This is a genomic window from Capnocytophaga sp. oral taxon 878, from assembly GCF_002999135.1.
Lineage (GTDB): Bacteria > Bacteroidota > Bacteroidia > Flavobacteriales > Flavobacteriaceae > Capnocytophaga.
Genome location: NZ_CP027229.1, coordinates 1,429,882 through 1,453,175, shown reverse-complemented (window position 1 = coordinate 1,453,175; position 23,294 = coordinate 1,429,882). Strand labels below are relative to the sequence as shown.

The window sequence follows — 23,294 nt, the reverse complement described above, 5'->3', positions numbered from 1 at the left end:
GGCAAAGGTACAAAACAATTATCAATTAACAATTAATTTTCATAAAAAGCTACATTAATATCAAATATTTCTTGTAATAGTTGCTCAGTGTACTGTCTGTATAAAGCAAGAGTTGGGGCAGTAACATCTTCATCTTTCTGCTTATCAATGTAAGTATGAAAAGGCATTAGCCCGTGTTGTAGCCTTTTAAACGAGAAGTTAGCTACACGCATTGTTTCTTTAATTTTAAAGTGTTCAGTAATCATATAGGCATAAGTTAGCAACTGGAAGGCTTTACCATATTTAATGTCAGTAATAAGGTTTTTCCAGTCCTTGATACGTACATCAGTAGGCTCTACAACACCTGTTTTATAGTCAATGATATAAAGCATACCATTACGCCTATCTACACGATCTATTATCCCTTTAAAATAAATAGGGAAAGATAGGTTAGGAGCATCAAAACGAATTCTTATTTTTTCTTCCAAATAAAGAGGTATTATTTCAGTACCTTTTTTTATTTCAGCAAGCTCTATACTTAAGAAACTCCGAATATACTTTTCAATTACATTGAAGATAAGCCAGTTTTTTCCTTTCTTAAAATCATTATTTTTATACTCTTCTTCAAAACGATTTTCTATAGTACTGATTACCAAAGTACCCATTTTCTTAATACTTTCTTCTGTAAGAATTGTATTTAAGTAAGGTTTGTACAAATCTTCAAGAGCTCCGTGCACTATATTACCAAAAGTCCGTGCCTCAATAGTTTCTTCTACTTCCCTTTCTTCATATACGTGTAGTACTTGTTGCTCATAGAAAGTCATTGGGTTCCGTATATAAGTAGTTAGGGCTGAAGGTGAAAGACCTTTTTCAGCAAGTTCTTTCAAAGTATTAATTACAGAAGTTGTTTTTTCAATGTTAAGAGGTAATAAACTCACCGGATACACTTCCGGAGCTTTAATCTGGTGTATTACTTTATGAGTAGATAATTTTTCTGCTAAAAGTTGAAGTATAAACCTACTTTTTTCCTTGCTTTTAAGGCTACTCATTTCAGTATCATAGAATAAGTATACTTGTTTAGCTCGCTGCAAAATACGATAGAAATTATAACTATATACAGCATCACGCTCTTTAAAAGTAGGTAATTCTAACTCATATTTCACATCATAAGGAATCAGAGAATTATCGCTTTTCCCCAAAGGCAATACTCCTTCATTCACTGAGGTTATAATCACACGTTCAAAATCTAAACTACGGCTTTCCAGCACCCCCATCACTTGTAAGCCTTCTAATGGCTCTCCTCTAAAGTTCAGAGAACTTTTTTGCAGTACATCTAAGTAAAAATGGTAGAGCGTTTTTACCGAATCAATATACCCATACTCTTCTTGCAACTGCTTTAGCTGATTAAATAACTGATAAAATCGATAAGCATACTCTTGAATGAGAAGATGGGTATTACTCTCACAGTCAGTCTGCTCTTTTAGTTTATAAATAAGAGTTATAGCATTACTTATAAGGATATTGATAAAAGCCTTACCTTTCCCTTCAGGGAAAAGAAGGGTAAGCAACTCTTGCTCAGTTTCTGCTACCGCTTCAAAGAGTTTTGTACGGGTAATATAAGTAAGGTTATGAGCTTTAATATACTGCGAAATAGTGCGTACTACCTCTTCTTTTAGTAAGGTATGCAGAAATGGCTGAGAAAGCAAATTCAGTACATCTTTATAATAAAAACTTTTAGCAAGATGTAGCTTGAAGTAAGCCATAAAAAGGTCATTCAGTGGTGTCTGCTGCAAAGGGTACCCCATAGTAATATTAACACTCGTTTTAGGCTGCACAGCTTGTAGTACAGGTATTAGCAAATTTTCGTCTGCTATAATAAGAGCTGTATTTTCTAATTCTTTAGCTGGAGTATTTTTAAGTAATTCAGCTACACTATGTGCCTGATTAATACTTTTAGGCACACCTGTAAGGTATATTTCTTTTTCCTTTTCGTAATTATTGTTCAGAAATTTAGGAGTATGAGTGTCGTAATATCGCCAACTATGAAGGTATTTACGCAAAAAGTATCCAGCATCGTGTGCTTCATTATTTACAAAATAAGTATCTCCATCCCAATAAATTTCACCTCCTATATCCATTAATATAGATTGAATAACTTTTTGTTCAGATTTAGATAAAGCATTGAAACCAACAAAAATATGTATTGTTTCCGTGTATGTTTGCAAATATTCAGGAAGTCTTTCTACTGCTTTTTTAGCTATAAACCCTCCATAGCCTTTACCCATCTCTGTAAGTTTAGCATTTAGAGCAAAATAGTAATCACCAAGGGTATTCCAAAAATCCAAGTGCTTTTTTTGCATCTCAGTAAGCTCATCCATCCCCGACCAGTGTTCAGCTTCTTTAAGAGCGTGTATATAAGGAAAAATCTTATCAGGATTTACCAAATATTGGTCTATTTCACCAAAATCTTTTAAGGCTGTTTGTCCCCAGCTCAAAAACTCTTCAAAGTTATCAGGAGTACTTTTACAAGTCTTTATATAACAATCATAAAACTCAAATAACAAAGGCAAATTACCAATAGGCTGCACACCCGATATGCGCGTAAAAAGGTCAGCTATACCAATAAATTCAGGGGCGATAGTAGCCTGCCTTACCTGTTCAGCAAAGTGTTTTTTAAGGAAGAGAGCAGGGCGTTTACCAGTAGTAACAAATACAATGCGTTCTGTCTGTCCTGCATAATTCTCTAACACATCAGTAATAACTTCTTTTAAATAAGTCATATTCAATCAATTTAATAGAATGGGGTATTTTCTCCTATATCAAACACACAAAAAATTCATTTATATCCAAACAGAAAAATTTTCTGTTAAAGCTATCTTAGAGCTACCATGGAGCTACCTTAGAGGATAGATAGAGGATTGACATACTTTTACTGAATCCTCAAAATCTACAAAACAACCTTAAAATAGGAAATTTTTCTATTTTCCTTGATAATTATAGAATTTTAGTTATTCCTGTTTTAACTCTAATTTTTCCTAACTATCTTCTGAATTCTAAGAATCGAGAACGAGAGTGATGGCTCTTTTTGTTCTTATTTTTAGACACTGATTTTATATAGCCTATAAGAACAAACAAAAGGAGCACTCCAAAAAAAATGCAAGCTATTTTAGCAGCCAAAGAAAGGTCTGGCTCCTCATAGGCAGCAAGCAAAAGAAGTGTTGCAAAAATAAGTATTATCATAGGAATAATAATATAAAAAAAAGCAATACTCATCATTCTTTTATAGCCCGACATATCTTTGTTCAATATGTAAAGCACAATTCCCACAAGCAGAAAGTCAAAAAATAAAGCAAAGAAAATCATTACTGATAGCATAGTATAGAAATCCCTACCTATCATAAAAACATTTCCTGTATGCAGGTTGTAATGTACCTTACAATTCATTGTCTTTTCCTTGTATGAATATAAGGTATTGTAATGTGCAGTCTTCTTTGTAATAGTGTCTCCTTGAGCCGTAATAAACTGAACAATAGGTAGTTTTACGGTAATTTCGTAATAGCCTTCATCACTATCATTTTTTCTCGTCTCATAGGCAAAATCTACTATTTTAGCATTGTAGGTTTCACTTTGGTATAGCTCTTTTGCATATTTAAAAACACTTATTGGAAGCAATATTCCTGCTAAAGTAATTATAAATACTGTTGAAAAAACGGTACGGTAAACCAAAATACCTGATTTTGAGCGAAAACGCCTTACAAAATAGTAAGTCAGAACAATTGCTATTGAAATAAAAAAAATATACATAACTTATATTTAATTATTTTCTACGAAATAAAATTCAGTTATAGTCAAAAAGAAATGGTTTGCGAATTTATCAAACGGAAATTGAGAGTTAGAAGTGACTCTAACTCCTTTTTATAAGTATGTATATTATCAAAGAAATTCCTTATAGCATCTCGGAATTCTGTCTTGTTCCGATAGAAACCCGTATTGATTACTTTTTTTCGTAAGAATTTCCACAAGCGCTCTATTAAATTGAGGTTCGGAGAGTATGGAGGCAAGAAAATTTGCTTGATTCTATTATCTTCTACCCAGTTTTGAAGTTCTTTATTGTGATAGTAGCGAGCATTATCGGATATAATATAAATATTTTTAGCGTTTGGATGCTTTTTAAGAGCTAATTCGTAAAGTTCTTTTGTTGATTCTGCATTAACGCATTCACAATCAAGAGCTATTACATCTGTAACATCATAAGCATTAAGTAAACCATTAATATTCACTCTATCACGCCCACTAACTGTTGGTTGTTGAAACTCTTTACCTTTCTCTATCCAAGCATAAGTGGAACGGCTGTTGTGCGTAGGATGAACACCATCGGCAAAATACACCACATCCCCTTCTTCCTTTTCTTGAAGAATTTTAGAGAGTGCTTCAGCAAATAGTTTTTGTTTTAAAGGATCCGCTTCACAAGGCACTTCGGTTGTTTTCTTGTAGGAAAAACCAATTCTGTTAAGTAAATCAGCCATTCCTTGTGGAGTATAGGTAACTTCAAAAGTGTCTTTAACCCATTGAGATACTTGTTTTGCATCTGTATAAAGATGTGTGCGTAACTCTTGTTTTAAGGATTCTATTTGAAAAATATTAAGCAGACCTTGATAACCTCTATAACGATTCTCAAGGAGTTTATCTAGTCCTCCTTCAAGATATAAGGAACGATAACGATAAACAGTAGAAATGTCTATACCCAAGCAATCAGCAACAAAAATAGGAGTATTGCCCATAGAAAGCATCAAAATGCAGGTAACTCGGGCATAATCCGAGCGACCTTGCAAGTTGCGTTGGAGCTTTCTAAGTTCCTCTATTTCTGTTGGTGACACTGTTAGTTCCATAGACAATGCAAAGATAATAAATCTTTTATTTATTCGCAATCTAAATTTGTTTGACTATAAATCCACTTACATCCCTAGCTTCTTCTTTTATAAAAAAGATATACATTACTGAATGAATAAGAAGAAGCCTCCTTCTGCCTATACCATCAAAACTATAATATGTCGTATAGTAGCAATGTTATTTCTACTACAAAAAACAAAGCTATAATTTGTGGTTCTTTTTAAAATAACTTTCATCTCTCTATTTCTTTAATAATCGCACTCCCATATAAACTAAAGGTAATGCCATTACTCCTAAATAGAAAACGTTGTGTATCACTATCTCAGGGGCGTAAACTACCACTATAGCCAATCCAAAAAGAGCTCCACCTAAATGAGCAGCGTGCCCTAAGTTGTCTCCTTGTTGTGGGTTAAACATCATAAAAACAGAATACCCAAAGTATAATGCTCCAAAGAGCCAGCCAGGCAAGAAGTTTATGGTTAATCCAGTAGGATCAAGAGCTATAGCTGCAAAGATAATCCCCGATACAGCTCCCGAAGCTCCTATAGCAGAGTAAAAGGGTTGATATTTGTAAATGCGCAAAGTGAAAATACTCCCCAGTAGCATTGAGCCAAAATAGATAAATAAAAACATTAGGCTACCCATAGAATCAATAATCACACTTTGAAAAAAATAGAGTGAAATCATATTAAAAATAAGGTGTTGCCAATCACCATGAAGAAACCCTGACGATAGCAAACGCACATAATCACCTTTCTGTACCGCTCCTACATTGAATTTGTAGCGATTAAAAAAAGTTGCGTTAGTAAATCCGTAATAACTTATTGCAACTGTAACAATAAGAATAATGATAAAAGTAATATTCATAGTTAAAATTTTAAATCCATAATAAAATAGTAAGTACTACCACAAAGATAACAACTAGTGGCATACAGAATTGTAGCCATTGTTTATAATTAACATTCACCATGGCCAGCGAAGGTAATATAAGTCCTGTAGGAGTAATAAGCGACATAATACCCATACCAAATAGGTAAGCACTCACAACACTATGTCCTTCTACCCCTACTACCGATGCCAAAGAGCCTATAATAGGCATTGTAAGGACTGCCATCCCTGATGAAGAAGCTATAAAAAGACTTAATACACCAAATACTAACATCAGCATTGGCAAAAATAGCATAGGCGACATACCTTGTACAAGGTCAGTAGCATAGTGTAAAATAGTACCCGATATTTGTCCATCATTCAATATGAATGATACCCCCCTAGCTATACCTATAATGAAAGCTACACTTAATAGTTCACTAGCTCCAGTCATAAACCTATTGATAAATTGTTGCTCACCACTACGTTGTAAGAAAGCTATAACAATGGCAGCTACAAGAAATAAAACTGTCATTTGCTGAAACCACCATTCCCATTTAGATACACCTATAATCATCACTACAAATGAAAGAGCAAATACTAAAAGCTCTATTTTAGTAGAAAGTTTTAATGAAGTTGTTTTTTCAGGAGCAGATATTGCATATATTTCAGGTAAAGCTACACCATAAACTATTGATTTTTCAGGGTGCTTGCGTACCTTTTCTGCATACCGAATAATGTAGAGAATACTAATAATCACACAAGAAATCAAAGCTATAAACCGTATACTTATTCCCGAAGTCCAATCTACCCCCGCAGCATCAGAGGCTATAATTACAGCAAACGGATTAGTGGTAGATGCCATTGAACCTACATTTGAACCTATATAAATCACCGCCAAGGGGACTATCAAGTCATACCCTGCTGCTAAAAAAATAGGCACTAACATAGGGTAGAAAGCAAAGGTTTCTTCAGCCAGCCCAAAAGAGGTGCCTCCCAAAGATAAAAGAGTAGTGAGTAAAATGATTAAGATACCTTCACGTCCTTTCAGTTTATGAGCCAAATAACCTACACCCATATTCAATGCTCCTGAACTATTGAACACTCCTATAAAGCCACCTAATACCAATACAAACAGAATTACTTCTATACTATCATAAATCCCTTTAATAGGAGCATAAAGCACTGCCTCAGCTCCCTGAGGGCGAGGTTTACTCTGCACGTATGTATGAGGGATAGAAACGGGTTTCTTAATTTTTTCTTCTTTAAATTTACTTAGTTGTATCTGGATACCTAGTTCATTTAGTTGCTGTTGTGTAGCAGGTAAGGTATAAACACTGTCTGCTGTACGTATTACAAAGCTATCTTGTGCCTTGTTATATTCCAAGCTGCTATATGAGCCCGAAGGTAGTAAGAATGTAAGGCTCGCTGCTAATATTATTACCAGCATTAAAACTGTATAAGGTGTTGGAAATTTAAGTTTTTTCATTGTTCTTTTAAATTGTTTATCACTTCTTGTATAAAATTCAATACAAAATCACTGTTTTTCAGTTCATAACTGAGACTTATAGAGGCTATAGTCCCTGTTATTAGTTGCCAATTTTCGTCACGTGTTCTAACTACATCCGTAGAAGTAATGGTTACTACTCCTTTTTGTATAGCAATATGTTGTAGTTCATAGAGTCGCCATTCTTCTTCGCGAGCATCTCTAAAGAATGTCTTTTCAAACAAAATCTTTGTATCGGCAATTTCATTACGACTTTGTAGTTTATTCTCTTCATTGATTCCCATAGTAAAAACACTAAAGCCACCACCATCTTCAGCAGAGGGAATTATATCTCCTTCATTGTCATATTGAGTAGTTCTTAGTTCAATGATTTTGCCTTTTTCTGTTCCCAATGTAATCGTACTCCAGTGCTTTTCTCGCCTATTTAAGACGATTTTTTGGGTATGCAAATCGTAAATAGCTTTAATCCACACCTTATCCGATGGGTATTGCGCCAAGAAGCAGAAGTGTTGAAGTTTATCCCTTGAAAGCACTTCAAAAGATAATTCACTATAGTCAGGCTTTACTTGTACATTGTAAAGAGGTAGAGGAAAAGGGTCTCCATAAGGATTTTCATCATAATAGAATTGATGTGTATTAGGATCGTATTCCAAACTCACAAAATTTTCCTCTTCTATACCTCCTAATACTACTGAAAAACAATCAAAACCACCTATTTCCACTCTGCAATAGTACAAGTCTATTACTGTAGGAATAGGCTTAAACCCATACACCAAAGCTGCTTCACGAATAAAATCAGTAAGCTCTTTGGTATAGCCAAGATACAAAAATCCCCAAAGATACTCACGCATTTCTTCCTCTTCAGGGTTATTAAAGGTAGAGAGTTGCTCACAGAGGGTCTGTATAGCTTCTGCGAGGTAAGTCTGTTTATCAGTAGCTTGGTCAGCTTTTTCTAATTTAGCAAGGAATGCCTCCAAATGAGCTTTACAGTCAGTTATATTTTCTTCTGTATAGTAGCGGTCTTCTGTTGCGGTAGCCAATAGTTCTGCACGCATTTGCGCAATGATTTGGTCTTTTTGAGTAATGAATTGCGTCATTTCTTTTATTTTACGATGGTTTGAAATAATTGGTAGCCTACATATTTTTTTAAATCAGGATAAGTATTTTGATAGAAAAGATCCCAATAACTAGCGATACGGCTCTCTATACGCCTTTTGTACAGAGGATTTGCTTGAAAAAAGTCCCTTAATTTATCACGAGTATCATTAGGAAGTTCGCGTTGAAGCACTTCTAATATTTCTATGACATAATCCCCAAAGAGTTTAGCTATAAAAGGCAAAGCAAAATCCTCTTTTACTGCTAATAATTCTCTTAGATAATACTCTCTTAAATGACCGTTGCAATGACACAAATACAAGCAATTAAGCATTTGCTCTTGTACTAAAGTCAGACTTTGGGTGTTGAATTCTCCAAAATAGACTCTTTGAGGTAACTCCAAAAATTCTCCATTGAGGCAAACAGTTTCCGCTCCTATAGTTTTGAAGTCCTTAGGGTCATTTTGCTGTAGAAAATCTATAATTTTAGTAGTATCTTTCTGTAGGTAAGAGGGAAAGGCTCTTTGTATCATTTTTCTTTTATTTGTAAAGGAGTAGTATCATAACCCAATAACTGCAAAAAGAGTAACCCATTGAGGGGAGCTATTTTATTACTGCCATTCCACCCTTGTGCTGTACCCCAGTCAATAAGTTTGGGTATATATTTAGGCTCATTTAGATTTATATTTTCTTCATATTGTGTAGTTTTATTAAGCAATTTGATATTCCCATTGAGGGGTTGCCCCATAAACTCATCTTCAATCGTAATAAAATCAATGCACAAAGGTGTATTTTTCTCCCCATTTAGGAAAATACGCACCGAAAGTAGTGAAGTATTATCTCCCTTAGTATTATAAATCGTATTTACCCGATACAAATATTCTTTATTGTTATGAACTAACTTCCGAAGTTTTTGTTTCATATCTTTCACTTTTTAGTCAGTTTGTAGCCTACTGAAACTGAAACAAGAGTTATAGAGGTACTTCTAGCGGTACTAAAATCAACATCCCGTACTTTGCCCGCAATAGCAGTCAGATTAGGCGAAATCCGCATATCTACCATTAGCATCACTCGCTTAATATCCCATAGTACCCCACCACCTATATGGGCTGCAAATACTACTTTATTAAAACTATTGTATACATTAATAGCCTCAAAATCTTCCCGATTAAATGAGGCCGAAAGCAGAAATTTGGGAGAAAGTCCTAATTGTAAGAAGCCTCTAAACATACGTTTGCCTTCAAACTGAAGTAATACAGGCATATCAATATAGTCATAAGCAAAATAAGAAGCCTCTCCTTGTGATTGTGTTGCTGTGTAGTAATAATGAGCACTTTCATTCTTGTAAAGTAATTCACTGTGTAATGCCCAATGCTTTTTTATAGGTAGATGTACAAAAGCCCCTGCATTTAGGATTCCCCAGTTACCCCAGTGTGTTAATTCCTTACCGTTGAGTGCTTTAAACTTACCAGCATTACTGCCGTAAAACAAAGGGTTGTTTATTTTTACCCCTACAGTTACTTGTGCAAAGCTAGAGCCAACAAGGAAAAAGAGAAGAAAGGTGATATATGTTTTCTGTGTTTTCATAGGGCAAAGGTAGGTTATTTTTCCTAATTAGGCAAACAAAAAAACACTACCTCTAAATTTCAGATATTAATGAAGAATATCTCACAGCTTCAATACTTCTATTAGCTATTACATCATCCAATAAATTTAGATGTACGGCAGAACCTGTATATGTCTTACTAAGTCCTAAAAGTTTCTTGCTGTAGAGGGGGCGCTTTGCAAAAACAGTATAACCACTATCAATTACACTCATTACAGTATTTTTAGATGTTTCATAAAAGTTGTTTTTGCCCATAATATTAAAACTTTTCTCCGCAAAAACACCAAAATCAATACTATTTATTAAGGGGTAGCTAAGCAAACTCATCGAAGTTGTAACCAATTGTCGCTCATTGGCGTAATACTTGGTATTAAGCTGAGGAATATAAACCAAAGTAAGGTTGGGAAAATTCAAAAAATACTCCAGCCCACTGCCTCTAAAGCCAAAAGTATTATCATCTTTATACTTATCAAAAGCTATAATAATATGCAGTTTAGGGTTGTTTAAATGCTGTTTAAACACATTTTCTCTCAAATAACCACTTATCTGAATATAAGGCGATATAATAATAAGCTCCTTTTCAGCCTTAAAAAGGGTGTCATAAATAGTATCTGATAAAGGCTTTGCAGTTAAAAAATCCATAGGTATATTGTTGTTTTTTGTGCAAATTTGTAATTACTCTCCTAAAAATATAATGTTTTTCTCTATATTTCTATCTTCAAGCTATCAAAAAAGCATTTAGCGGTGTGTAATATAAGGATCGAGATCCAATAGCTTTCCACTGTAATCTACTGAGAGTTTTTTTATAAATAGTTTATTGTCATAACAAAGGACATTAATTTTCAGTAGTATATTTTTCTTTGATATAGTCAGCAACTTTATCTATTTCAGGGAATAAAGTGCTTTTGTTTATTCCTAACTTATCTAGTTCTTTTAAAATTGATTCTTTTTTTGAGCTTTTTATTATTATTTTATTGTTATTATTTCCTTTAATAATCCATTCCCTTTTTATTTCAGGCATTGGCTTAGTAGTATTATGATCAAAAGAAGGCTCTACTCCAAAAATTAAAAATGCACCTTGTTGCCTCACAATACGTGGATTATCTAATTTTGGCTTCACAGCAAGAATTTTAGCTATATCATTAGGGTTTATAATTGGTTTAAAATAGGATTTATCTTCTCTAATATAATGTAATAATTTTTTTAAATAATTTATATTTAAAAATTTAATAACTTCTTGCTGTTCTTCTTTTATATTTTCCTGAAATATATAAAGCAATTGAGATTTTAAAAGTTTTTTTATCTCATCATCTATATTTACTTTATATTCTGATGTTATTTCTTGAATTATTTCTTGAATTATTTTTTCAATTTTTTGATCTATATTTTTTATATAAATATATTTTTTTAGTTTTTCTCTTCGAGGAAGAGTATAATTAAATAAATTATCTGATTTTTTTTTATCTAACTCTTTTAATTTTATCTGAATTCGTTTATTGTATATTTCTTTTATTTTACTTTCATAAAAATCATCCTTTTTATAGGAAAAATTTCTATCATATTTTGATAGATTAGCTAAGATAGTAACTTTATCACTATCAGAATAACAAACACTTTCGTTAGGAATATTAAAAACTATAACTTCTCCATCCATATCCTTTTTTTTATAGCTAGTCTCTCCCTTTTCATTTATAACTTTTTCAATTTCCTCAACTTCTTTACATGCAAAATATAAAGCTACTAAAGCATTTGTTGTTAAGTCTAATATTCGTGTAGGTACTCCATAATGTTGCATTAATGCTAATGACTCTATAGTGCTTTTTCCATTAAACTCATAAGGTACTTTAGCAATTGTTTCTCTATAGATTTTATCTTCATTCTTTATAAATCTTTTATCTCTATAAATAGAGGGTTTTAACTCATAATTTTTGTCAGAATGTCCTCTATAGAATAAAGTATATCCGGATTTATTCTTTATGCCCTTTATCTCGTTTAAAAAATCACTTACACTTTCTATGTATATTATATTCTCTTCGTCTTTTATATTTTGTGTGTCCATATTTTATGTATTAAAGAAAATCTACAAAATTTCTAAGATATCTAATGACCAAAATAACTGTTCGCCCATGCGGCTCGCACTAATCATTCAGCTTCAACACTGCCATAAAGGCGCTTTGTGGGATTTCGACATTCCCTACTTGGCGCATACGTTTCTTACCAGCTTTCTGTTTCTCCAAGAGCTTACGCTTACGCGAGATATCCCCTCCATAACACTTGGCGGTAACGTCTTTGCGAAGGGCTTTAATAGTCTCGCGCGAGATGATTTTAGCCCCAATAGCCGCCTGTATAGGTATGTCAAACTGCTGACGCGGTATGAGCTCGCGGAGCTTCTCGCACATCTTCTTACCTATGTTATAAGCATTATCAGCGTGGATAAGAGCCGAAAGGGCATCTACCGACTGCGAGTTGATAAGAATATCCACCTTCACAAGGTTAGAAGCGCGCATCCCGATAGGGGAGTAGTCGAATGAAGCGTACCCCTTGCTCACCGTTTTGAGGCGGTCGTAGAAGTCAAACACTATCTCGGCCAAAGGCATATCAAAGTTCAACTCTACGCGCTCAGGGGTGAGGTAGTGCTGATTGGTTATCTGTCCGCGTTTTTCTATACAGAGCGACATTACTTGCCCTACAAAGTCCGATTTGGTAATGATACTCGCCTTGATGTAAGGCTCTTCTACGCGGTCTAATTTTGAAGGGTCTGGCAAGTCTGATGGGTTGTTTACAATAATCTCCTTTTCAGGTTCTTTCTTTGTGTATGCATGATAACTTACGTTAGGTACGGTAGTAATTACAGTCATACCGAACTCGCGTTCCAAGCGCTCTTGTATAATCTCTAAGTGTAGCATCCCCAAGAAACCGCAACGGAACCCAAAGCCCAAAGCTGCCGAACTCTCTGGGGTAAACACCAATGAAGCATCATTTAGCTGTAGTTTTTCCATCGAGGCTCTTAGCTCTTCATAATCTTCTGTATCTACCGGATAGATACCCGCAAATACCATCGGTTTTACGTTCTCAAAACCGTCAATAGCTTCTGTGCAGCCGTCTACTGCCGAGGTAATTGTATCGCCCACTTTCACCTCGCGCGCATCTTTAATACCGGTGATAAGGTATCCCACATCACCGGTGCCTATCACTTGTTTAGGCACTTGGTTCAGTTTAAGGGTACCCACCTCATCGGCATCGTAAGTCTTGCCGTTGGACATAAACTTGATTTTCTGCCCCTTGCGTATCTCTCCATTCATCACACGGAAGTAAGTCTCTACACCGCGGAATGAGTTATATACCGAGTCAAATATCAGTGCTTGCAAAGGTGCTTTAGGGTCGCCCTTAGGTGCCGGAATACGTTCTATAATCGCCTCCAAAATCGCCTCCACTCCCAAGCCTGTCTTGCCGCTGGCAGGGATAATATCATCGGGCGAGCAGCCTAGTAGGTCTACTATATCGTCTTTCACCTCCTCAGGGTTAGCGCTGGGCAGGTCTATTTTGTTAAGTACAGGTATAATTTCAAGGTCATTCTCCAATGCCAAATACAGGTTAGAAATCGTCTGTGCCTGAATGCTTTGTGCTGCGTCCACTATCAGTAGCGCCCCCTCACAAGCAGCTATCGAGCGTGATACCTCGTATGAGAAATCCACGTGGCCAGGAGTATCTATAAGGTTAAGTATATAAGTTTCGCCCTTGTACACATATTCCATCTGTATGGCGTGGCTTTTAATCGTGATACCGCGCTCGCGCTCCAAGTCCATATTGTCCAGCAATTGGTCTTGTTTTTCGCGTTCGGTTACTGTCTGGGTAAAGTCAAGTAGGCGGTCAGCAAGGGTACTCTTGCCATGGTCAATATGTGCAATAATGCAGAAATTACGAATGTTTTTCATCGGGTGTTTTACGTTTAATGTTAGGTGTTAGAGTAGTTTAAGGGCGCAAAAGTAATAAATAATTAGCAAATTAGCAAACTTTAATCATTACACCTCAGCCCCCAATCCTACCAGCCTTTCTCTGCCTTCCATATACTCTATCCCAAGGAGGTCTTTAACCCGAGCCTATGATGAACGAACGAATAACGAAGGATAAACGAACTATAAACGAAGGATACTTGCCCAACTGCCACACCCCTCTCAATTTTTACTAAACACCTTCCCAACCTCAAAAAATTAATTTTTTTTACTACTTTTGCCCCCTGAAAATTTTAACCCTTTATTTCACCTAAAAACAAAAATAGTAATGAACACTACTCATTGGAAAAATATCTTAAATAATTTCGGACAACAACGCACTCCTTGCCTATTTATTATCGATTATAAAGGAGAAAAAGGAAGCGTTTTCCCTCTTTCTCAGCTCCCCGACGATATAAAATTCTCCTTTTCGTCCGAAAAAAATCCAAAAGCAACACCCATCCCTATCCAAAAGTACCCCATTCCTTATCCCGAGTTTGAAAAACCTTTCAATTCTGTCCTCTCTCACCTAAAAAATGGCGATACCGAGCTGGTAAACCTTACTTTAGCTACCCCAATATCTGCCGTTTCTTTGCCCGAAGTCTATCAAAATGCTTCTGCCAAATACAAAATCTTATATAAAAATGATTGGGTGTGCTTCTCCCCCGAAATATTTGTCAAAATAGAAGATAACCTAATCAAAACCTACCCTATGAAGGGTACTATCAGCGCCGCTATCCCCAATGCCGAGGCTACTTTATTGAATAACGAAAAAGAAATCGATGAGCATCACAAGGTCGTAAATCTTCTCTCTACCGATTTGCAAAAAGTAGCTACCAACGTCCATACTTCTCGCTTCAGATACGTCGATGTCATCAAAAAATCCTCTGGTGATCTCCTCCAAACTAGCTCCGAAATTGTAGGTAATCTCCCCGCCAATTGGCAAGAACAATTAGGCGATTTGTTGGCAGCGCTCCTACCTGCGGGCTCTATATCGGGCGCTCCTAAAGAAAAATCGTTAGAAGTAATTGCCGAAGCCGAAAATTATCAGCGCAATTTCTACACCGGCATCGCAGGTGTTTTTGATGGCGCTACAGTCGATAGCTGCGTGCTTATCCGCTTTATCGAGCGTATTGGCGATAAGTTTTTCTACAAAAGTGGAGCAGGCATTACGGCTCAAAGCCAACCGCTTAATGAATATAATGAAATTATTGAGAAAATATACATCCCTATTTAATGAAACACGAGTTTATCGAAACAATAAAGCTCCTTGAGGGCAATATTTTCCATTTACAATACCATCAAGAGCGCGTTTGCACTACTTTTGCTCACTTTTTTCCTGATAAAAAGGCTCTTTCTCTGTCCGAAATTATCCCAAAGGATTCTTTGCCTCCACAAGGGAAGCACAAAATCCGCATCGTATATAGTAATGATAGCCACACCATCGAGGTGCTTCCCTATCAGCTAAAGCCTATCCACTCTCTTAAGTGCGTAGATGCCGAAGATTTTGATTATAAGTACAAATTCTCCGAGCGTGGTTTTCTCAACGCTTTAAAAGAAGCATCTGCTACCGATGAGGTCATTTTTATCAAAAACGGCAAAGTAACCGATAGCAGCTATGCCAACATTATTTTTTACGACGGACACCAATGGGTCACGCCTTCTACCTTCCTCCTTAATGGCACTTGCCGCCAACGATTGCTCAATGAGGGTAAGATAAAGGAGGCTCCCATATCATATCGTGATATCCCTTCTTTTCAGCAAATAGGCTTCATCAACGCTATGCTTGATATAGGCGAACTTACCGTAAGTACAGCCGCTGTCCTTAGCTCTCCACACTTTTCTTTTTAGTCTGCTTAGTGCCTCAGGCAGTTAAATAAGGAGGGGGGATGGCTTTCAACCAAAAATATTTAGTATTTTTACCCCTGAATTTAATACTCTATTAGTTTAAAAAAGGCTTAAATATGAAATATAACTTTTTCGTTGTATTGTTATGGTGCCTTATTACCAGTAGCATTTCAGCACAATCATACTGGAAAAAAAGCACCAACAGTGTACGCAGGGCTGCTGCCATAACCCATAGCAAAAAGCCTTCTCATCTCTATTTTAGGTTAGATAAGCAGGCTTTTGATAAGGCTGTCAGCAGTTCCATTGTCCAAATCCCCGATGCCGAAGGTGTTTTGGTAAGTTATCACCTTACGCCTACCCAGATATTATCTGCCAATATAGCACACCAAAACCCTACCATACAAACCTTTGTTGGGCAGGCTCTTGATAATCCTCACAAGCATATCAGCCTTGTATGGACTCCCTTCGGTCTAAGTGGTACAATCACTCAAGGGGGTACCTATGCCTTCATCGATGCCGAAGACCAAAACGGCGAGTTCTATAAAGTCTATTACCGCCAAGATAGTCAAGGCTCTATAACTCCTTGTAACACACCTTGGTGTACTCCTGTTTTAGCCGAAAGTCATACTACCAATGGGGTGGCTCACCACAGCCTTCACGCACGCGCTACCTACCAAACCGAAAATAAGATGTATACCATACGCCTTGCCATAGCTTGTACAGCTGCCTTTACCAAGGCTGCCGGCGGTACCAAAAGCCAAGCCTATGCCGAAGTAGTAAAAACCGTGAGCCGTATCAATACTGTCTATGGCACTCAGATGTCTGTAAAACTGCAATTAGTAACCAGTACCGAAATGATTTATGATAACCTCTCTACCGATCCTACTAAGGATTTTAAGTTTGGCTCAGCGTGGGATACACCTGCCAACTCCCAAAAACTACAAGACCTCTTCGATAGTTCCATAAGCACTGCCAATTATGATATAGGACACCTATTCCACAAAGGCGATAACAATGGGAATGCAGCTGCTGTAAAAGCCATTTTAATGACCGATTGGAAGGCTCGTGCCTATTCTATGTATGCATTCTCAGGCGATAGAGATATTTTTGATATAGATATTGTAGCTCACGAAATAGGACACCAATTAGGGGCTACACACACATTCTCTTACCTCTCCGAAAAAGATAGTAATAACCACTCTCAAGTCGAGCCTGGTAGCGCTTCTACCATTATGGGCTATGCAGGTATTGCAGGTACTAATAATGTCCAATTAAGGTCTGATCCTTATTTTCATCACTGTTCTGTTTACCAAATTACCAATGTATTAAGCTCTCTCACCTCTGGGGTAATTGTTACTACTCACACCAATGCAGCCCCTACTTTTAATGAGGCTCATTTTAATGATTATACCATTCCCCAAGGCACTGCTTTTGTGTTGTCAGGCTCAGCTACCGATACTACCGATAACCTCCTCTACACTTGGGAGCAAGCCGATGATTATAGTACTGCTTATAGTTCTTACACCTCTGCTTGGATTCCTGCCTATCGCTTTTCAGGTGCCAATACTACAGGGGCTATAGCTCGCTCTCTTCCTCCTTCCGATAGTCCAGTAAGGTACATACCTCAGCTTTCGCGTATTGTATCTGGTAACCTTACCGATACTACCAACTGGGAAACGGTGCCTACTGTGGGGCGCACTATGCACTGGAGTCTTGTCGTAACCGATAGGGCTTTTCTTGCCAACCAAACAGGTAATACAGCCTACAAAACTATCACCGTAACAGTCGATAGTAATGCAGGGCCTTTTGTGGTTACTTCTCACGCTCATATATCCAACTGGGTTGTAGGCAATACAGTTACCCTCACTTGGGAAGTAGCCAATACCAATCTCGCTCCTATAAGTGCCGAAAAAGTAGATATTCTCTTCTCTACCAATGGCGGACAAACTTTCTCCCATACCCTTGCCGAAGGAGTGCCCAATAGTGGTATTGCTACCCTCACAGTTCCCTCTCACCTCATTACCAAGCAAGGCAGGTATATGATAAAGGCAAGCGGCAATATCTTTCTGGCTGTAAATGCAGCTAATATTGTAGTAAGTCAGCGAAGTGAGGGTTTCCTTCCTCACACTCTCCCCGATGGACCTATTTTAATGTCCAATGCCTTTACCCCTAATAATGATGGCATTAATGATACTTATGTAATTGCTCGTTCCGAAGATTTTCCTAACAATACCCTACAAGTGTATAACTCTTTAGGGCAATTAGTGTATGAAGCCGAAGGCTATAAAAACCAATGGGATGGCACTATGAGTAATGGCAAACGCGTAGCACGAGGTTCTTATATGGCTATTTTTAGCAAAGATGGCTCCGAAGCCAATAAGCAGCGCTCTTGGGTGTATATTAATTATTAGCAGCAACCTTTTTAATTCTCTGAAGAAATGGAAAAATTACTTATAGGTATTTTGCTCTTAAGTACAGCAGCATTACAATCTCAAACCATCCAGCCTACTTACATTTTCTATAACCAGCATCTCAATTTAGTGAATCCAGCTACGGTAGGTAATGAAAAATCTCATACCATTTCAGCCAATATACGTAGTCAGTGGAGTGGTACCGATGCTCCTGTTACCCAATCTTTCTTCACTACACATCGTATTAATAATAGTGTTGGGGTGGGGCTTTCAGTAGTTGCCGATAGGGTGTTTGTTCAACGCCAAACGGCCATTTTTGCCGATTTTGCATATCGCATACCCATAACCGAAACTTCAAATATTGTAGGTGGTATTAAGTTTGGCGGCGATTTCTTTAATGTAGATATCGATAAAATAGTTACTTATAATCACTTGTACAATATGGGGCACAGCAATGTCCAGTTTGATCCCTATTTACAGCATATAAGCGGCAAATTTCAGTTTAATTTTGGTGCAGGGGTATTCTATAACCATCCTCATTTTTATGTAGGATTTTCAGTGCCTAATATGTTAGCTTCTAGCAAAACTCAAGTAAATAACGAACTAGTAACTTCAGTTTCCAATCGCATACTTTTATACACCGATGCGGGCTATTATTGGTATCTTAATCCTTATATAACCATAATGCCTCATATCCAAGTCCGAGTAGCTCAAGCCGAAAAACCTACAGCTCGCATTTCACTTTCCACTATTTATTTAACTCACACTCAGTTAGGAGTTACTTATAGTACTGCCAAAGCGTTCAGTGGGTACCTATTGTTTAATATTTATAAGTATTACCTTTCCGTAGGCTATGGGTATGAAACTTATTTCGCCCGAAGTTTATATTTGCCTAGCAAAAGTTCACGTGAGTTTTTAATAAGAGTAAAATGGTAAAAGCTGTCAATAAAAAAGAGCGAGGCTCATTTATGAGCCTCGCTCTTTTTTATGGATTATTTGCCGTTAATTATTTAACTGTATATTCATTAGTCGAGTATTGAGATACTCTAAAACCTCCTAAGGGGTTACGTTTTGGGTTTTGTTTATTTACAATATTACCTACAGGCTGGGTAGGTATAACATAAGGCCCTTGCCCTCTTGAAATTTGCAATAGCATTTGCACAAACTCTTTGTATTGTGGCGAAATACGATAGAGGGTACTTTTAATCACATTACCCGTTTTAAGAGGTTCAGATAAGTTAGATACTATATAGAAGAATTTATGGTTAGCTATATAGTTATCATCTAGGGTAAAGTAGATAGGCTTTTTTTGGTCAGTAATATCCAACCTCCCCAAAAAAGCATTAGCAGTACCATCCTCAATGCCATCAAAATAAAACCTTACTTCTTTTTGATTACCAAAAATACCACCTTTTTCATTTTGCATAATACTTCGTGGCTGTATCACAGGGGCTTCAAGCATTTTAGTTTCTGAGGTATAGGTCTCACCATTTAGCTTTACTTCCAACCGATAGATTTTACCTAGCTCAGGGGTTATTCCAGCGGTATATACATAGCGGCTACCACCATTAAGGGTTGTTAGGTGTTCTGCAGTAAGGGTAGTAGTACCATCCCAAAGGGTTAGTGTGTAAGTTTCAGAAGTAGTTTTTAGCATTACCACAGCATCAGTAATAGCAGCCGAAGGGGTATTGCCAAAGTAAGGTTTGGTATAGCTAATATCCACTATAGGGAAAGCTTTTGTAGTACCCTTTTTCCAGTCTAGTGAGGCTTCAATTACTAACTGCTGGGGGCAGTGTCTAATTTTAGGTCTATAACCTCTTGGCATGAGGTAAGTAAGCATAGGCTAAGGAGGATATAAAAATATTTCATCTTAATTATCTTTTTTAAGGAGTTAGAATTTGAAATTGTATGTTACACTGGGTATAAAACCAAAAACAGAGAATTTTATAGCTTCATTTTGGTGAGTATCTTCATTCTCTTGGAAAGAGATGCTCACAGCATTCTTGCGGTTATACACGTTGTATATGCCAAATACCCATTCACTTTTCCAGCCCTTATTATCAGGTTTAGGAGTATAAGTAGCCGATAGGTCTAAGCGGTGATAAGTAGGTAATCGGTATTCATTGCGTTTGCTGTAATTAGGGATCGAAAGTCCTAAATAGTTATAGTTACCTATAGGGTAATTTGTTGGTAATCCCGATTGCAAATTGAATATAGCCCCAAATGTCCATTTAGGCGAAAGTTCATAAGTAGCAGTAATCGATAGGTCGTGAGGTTTATCATAAGAAGCGTTATACCAATCGCCGTAGTTAATACCTTTCTCTTCAGCAGTACGTCCTTTGGTTTGCATTTCCGATTTAGAAAGGGTATAGGCAATCCATCCCGTTAGCTTACCTGTATTTTTGCGTAATAAAATTTCTAAGCCATAAGCCCTATTCTCTCCCGATAATAGTACCTGTTCTATAGCTTCATTAGCAATAAGGTTTGCTCCATCAATGTAATCTAAGCGGTTTCTTACTTTTTTGTAATAGGACTCTATCTCAATAGTATATTTATCATTGCTAAAATTTGAAGCATAGCCTACAGCCACTTGGTCTGCTAATTGTGGTTTAATAAACTCATCAGTAGGAGCCCATACATTCAGGGGTGTTGGTGATGAAGTGTTAGATATAAGGTGTACATATTGGGCAGTACGGGCATAACTTGCCTTTACCGACTGATGGTCATTAAAGGCGTAGCTCATTGTAAAACGAGGTTCAAAGTTAGAGTATAAATCAATAATTTTACCACTATCATAGTACTTAGTTCCTATAGGCGTGCCTTTATAATATATCTGTCTATTCACATTGAACTCTATAGGACTATTATTTCTATACACATTTACTTTGCGCTTTCCTAAGTGGTAAAAAGAGCTAAGTCTAAGGCCGTATGAAAGTGTAAGGGCATCAGTAAGTTTGTGTTCTGCATCTGCATAGAAAGCAGTTTCAGCAGCATATTTGTTATCAAGAATTTTCTCTTTAATAGTAGAAGTAGAGGAGGTTGGCACAATCTTACCAGGTTTAAATACATAATATAAGCCCTGTAATCCATAAGATAGTTTAAAACGCTCAGAAAGGTAGTTCTTAAAATCGTATTTCAGGTTAAAGTTCTCAATTCCCGAAGTCCATTCCATATCAAGAAGATTAAAGTCAAAACGATAATCGTAATTACTATATATAGCAGAAAGGTTAGAGAAGAGTTTATCATTAAAAAGGTGATTCCAACGCAGGTTCAGAAGTGCATTACCATAAGCGTTCAGGAGGTTATTACTTAATTTAAAGAAGTCACGCCCAAAATATCCTGATAGGTAGAGAGCATTATTTTGGTTCAACTGATATGATAGTTTAGTATTAAGGTCGTAAAAATAAGCACTATTCTGGTTATTGGTAAGTTTCAAAAAAAGGTGTGCGTACGAGGCACGCCCACCTACCAAAAAAGAAGCCTTATCTTTAATTATAGGCCCCTCAGCAAGTAATCTAGAAGAAAGAACTCCTATCCCCCCAGTAGCAGCAAAACTGTTCTTATTCCCTTCTTTTTGGTATATATCTAATACAGAGGCTATCCGTCCACCATAACGTGCAGGTATACCTCCTTTGTAAAGTTTCATATCGCGTACTGCATCAGCATTAAATACACTAAGAAAACCAAAAAGATGTGAAGCATTGAAGATAGTCGCTTCATCAAGAAGGACTAAGTTTTGGTCGGCAGCACCCCCACGCACATTAAATCCAGATGAAGCTTCTCCTGCATTGCTTACCCCTGGCATTTGCATTAAAGTTTTTATAATATCTACCTCACCTACCAGCACTGGTAATTTCTTTACTGTAGTAATAGGTACAGAAGCTACACTCATTTCAGGCTTACGTACGGCTGCTTTAGGAACAGCATTTGCTGTAAGTTCTATGCCCGAAAGCTCAATAGTTTCAGGTTTTAACTTGTAATCTTTACGGATATTTTTATTAAGTACTACAGTTTCTTCACGTGTACCATAACCTATGTACTCTATAGATAGGGTATATTTACCTTCGGGAAGTGTAATGGAATAGAAACCATACTCATTAGTAGAAGTACCTGTATGAAGCTCTTTTATAACAAAGTTTACCCCTAATAGTTTTTCACCATTTGAAGCATCAGAAATAGAGCCACTAAGAGTATATTTATGTTGAGCAGACACAAAAATAGTGCTCACTAAGAAAATCAATAACAATAAATTTCTCATTCTTGATTCTATATAAAAAATTATAAGTTTTGAAGTATTTTTTCTATTTCACGTACTACACCTGCATTATTGTTATCGTATTCAGTTATGTTATTAGCAAGTTTTTTAAGCTCTTCTTGAGCGTTTTTCATTGCATAACTATGGGTAGCGCATTGTATAAGTTCAACATCATTTAAATGATCACCAAATACTACTGTTTCATCAGGAGTTATACTCAATTGTTTTTGGAGGTGGTTAATAGCATTACCTTTATTTACATCTTTACGAGTTATATCTAGCCATATTTCTCCCGAAACTACTACATTAAACTCTCTGTTGTACTGTTGTAAATATTTATAAGAGTTTAACCGAGAAATACCTTTATCACATATTGTAATCTTAAAAATATCATCATCTATAGCTGAAAAGTTCTCTACTTTTGTATGAGCAGGGTAATGGCGTGCTATTTCTTCAAAAATCCAATTGTTATCAGTTTTTATATAGGCGCTATTTTTACCGCAAAGGGCAACACCTATATGTTCTATCTGTTCACAAGTGCGTAATATAGGCAAGAAAGAGGCAAAAGAAATTGGGCACTCAAAAAGTGTTTTACCTTCATAAATAAGTGATGCTCCATTGTCAGGAGCATAAGCAATCAAGTCTTTGATAGGAGCAAAAAGCTGTTGTAAGCTCTGTACTTGTCGCCCACTAGCAGCACAAAAAAGAATGCTTTTGGAATGCATCATTTCAAAAACATTCCAAAAGCTATTAGGTACCTCTTTTTGGTTATTTACCATAGTACCATCAATATCTGATACAATTAGTTTAATCATATTTTTCTATTACAAGTTTCTATAAAAGTG

General features: G+C 36.5%; 19 protein-coding genes. 4 read left to right on the top strand and 15 right to left on the bottom strand.

Annotated features, from left to right (window positions below; genetic code table 11):
- Positions 1–32: 32 nt before the first annotated feature.
- The 12 genes from C4H12_RS06670 to lepA all read right to left on the bottom strand — a co-directional run bounded on the left by C4H12_RS06670 (position 33) and on the right by lepA (position 13,878).
- The gene (locus C4H12_RS06670) at positions 33–2,759 is read right to left on the bottom strand and encodes a PD-(D/E)XK nuclease family protein (protein ID WP_106098222.1); all 2,727 of its coding nucleotides are present in this window, start codon (positions 2,757–2,759) and stop codon (positions 33–35) included.
- 259 nt (positions 2,760–3,018) lie between these two features.
- Positions 3,019–3,783 (bottom strand): hypothetical protein, encoded by a 765-nt coding sequence (locus C4H12_RS06665; protein ID WP_106098221.1) that lies wholly within the window; start codon positions 3,781–3,783, stop codon positions 3,019–3,021.
- 44 nt (positions 3,784–3,827) lie between these two features.
- Positions 3,828–4,868, bottom strand: a complete 1,041-nt coding sequence (locus tag C4H12_RS06660; RefSeq protein ID WP_106097921.1) for an IS630 family transposase — start codon at positions 4,866–4,868, stop codon at positions 3,828–3,830.
- 241 nt (positions 4,869–5,109) lie between these two features.
- Positions 5,110–5,736: a rhomboid family intramembrane serine protease gene (locus C4H12_RS06655; protein WP_106098220.1), complete on the bottom strand. Its 627-nt coding sequence runs from the start codon at positions 5,734–5,736 to the stop codon at positions 5,110–5,112.
- Positions 5,737–5,746: 10 nt separating this feature from the next.
- Positions 5,747–7,225, bottom strand: a complete 1,479-nt coding sequence (locus tag C4H12_RS06650) for a YfcC family protein (protein ID WP_106098219.1) — start codon at positions 7,223–7,225, stop codon at positions 5,747–5,749.
- Positions 7,222–8,340 (bottom strand): hypothetical protein, encoded by a 1,119-nt coding sequence (locus C4H12_RS06645; RefSeq protein WP_106098218.1) that lies wholly within the window; start codon positions 8,338–8,340, stop codon positions 7,222–7,224. Before C4H12_RS06645 ends, C4H12_RS06650 begins: the two co-directional genes overlap by 4 nt.
- Before the next feature lie 5 nt (positions 8,341–8,345).
- A complete protein-coding gene (locus tag C4H12_RS06640) occupies positions 8,346–8,870 on the bottom strand; it encodes a hypothetical protein (protein ID WP_106098217.1) in 525 nt (174 codons plus the stop codon).
- On the bottom strand, positions 8,867–9,259 hold the full coding sequence (locus C4H12_RS06635; RefSeq protein ID WP_106098216.1) for a hypothetical protein: 393 nt from the start codon (positions 9,257–9,259) through the stop codon (positions 8,867–8,869). Before C4H12_RS06635 ends, C4H12_RS06640 begins: the two co-directional genes overlap by 4 nt.
- Positions 9,260–9,264: 5 nt before the next feature.
- Entirely contained in the window at positions 9,265–9,924 is a 660-nt protein-coding gene (locus tag C4H12_RS06630) for a porin family protein (RefSeq protein ID WP_106098215.1), read from the bottom strand.
- A 52-nt stretch (positions 9,925–9,976) separates the two neighbouring features.
- Positions 9,977–10,585: a hypothetical protein gene (locus tag C4H12_RS06625; protein ID WP_106098214.1), complete on the bottom strand. Its 609-nt coding sequence runs from the start codon at positions 10,583–10,585 to the stop codon at positions 9,977–9,979.
- Positions 10,586–10,778: 193 nt separating this feature from the next.
- Positions 10,779–12,002, bottom strand: a complete 1,224-nt coding sequence (locus C4H12_RS06620; protein WP_106098213.1) for an FRG domain-containing protein — start codon at positions 12,000–12,002, stop codon at positions 10,779–10,781.
- A 79-nt stretch (positions 12,003–12,081) separates the two neighbouring features.
- Entirely contained in the window at positions 12,082–13,878 is a 1,797-nt protein-coding gene (gene lepA, locus C4H12_RS06615) for a translation elongation factor 4 (protein WP_106098212.1), read from the bottom strand.
- Between the two features lie 346 nt (positions 13,879–14,224).
- Between lepA and C4H12_RS06610 the strand changes: the two genes are divergently transcribed.
- The 4 genes from C4H12_RS06610 to C4H12_RS06595 all read left to right on the top strand — a co-directional run bounded on the left by C4H12_RS06610 (position 14,225) and on the right by C4H12_RS06595 (position 19,130).
- A complete protein-coding gene (locus C4H12_RS06610; RefSeq protein ID WP_106098211.1) occupies positions 14,225–15,172 on the top strand; it encodes an aminodeoxychorismate synthase component I in 948 nt (315 codons plus the stop codon).
- Positions 15,172–15,786, top strand: a complete 615-nt coding sequence (locus tag C4H12_RS06605) for an aminotransferase class IV (protein WP_106098210.1) — start codon at positions 15,172–15,174, stop codon at positions 15,784–15,786. Before C4H12_RS06610 ends, C4H12_RS06605 begins: the two co-directional genes overlap by 1 nt.
- Positions 15,787–15,899: 113 nt before the next feature.
- Entirely contained in the window at positions 15,900–18,194 is a 2,295-nt protein-coding gene (locus C4H12_RS06600; protein ID WP_106098209.1) for a reprolysin-like metallopeptidase, read from the top strand.
- A gap of 27 nt (positions 18,195–18,221) precedes the next feature.
- On the top strand, positions 18,222–19,130 hold the full coding sequence (locus C4H12_RS06595; RefSeq protein WP_106098208.1) for a PorP/SprF family type IX secretion system membrane protein: 909 nt from the start codon (positions 18,222–18,224) through the stop codon (positions 19,128–19,130).
- Positions 19,131–19,200: 70 nt separating this feature from the next.
- Here C4H12_RS06595 and C4H12_RS06590 read toward each other — a convergent pair whose 3' ends face one another.
- The 3 genes from C4H12_RS06590 to C4H12_RS06580 are packed head-to-tail and all read right to left on the bottom strand — an operon-like array spanning position 19,201 to position 23,264.
- Positions 19,201–20,034 (bottom strand): hypothetical protein, encoded by an 834-nt coding sequence (locus tag C4H12_RS06590; RefSeq protein ID WP_254424839.1) that lies wholly within the window; start codon positions 20,032–20,034, stop codon positions 19,201–19,203.
- A gap of 51 nt (positions 20,035–20,085) precedes the next feature.
- Complete coding sequence (locus tag C4H12_RS06585) at positions 20,086–22,452, bottom strand: TonB-dependent receptor (protein ID WP_106098207.1); 2,367 nt, start codon at positions 22,450–22,452, stop codon at positions 20,086–20,088.
- A 20-nt stretch (positions 22,453–22,472) separates the two neighbouring features.
- The gene (locus C4H12_RS06580) at positions 22,473–23,264 is read right to left on the bottom strand and encodes an HAD family hydrolase (protein WP_106098206.1); all 792 of its coding nucleotides are present in this window, start codon (positions 23,262–23,264) and stop codon (positions 22,473–22,475) included.
- Positions 23,265–23,294: the final 30 nt, after the last annotated feature.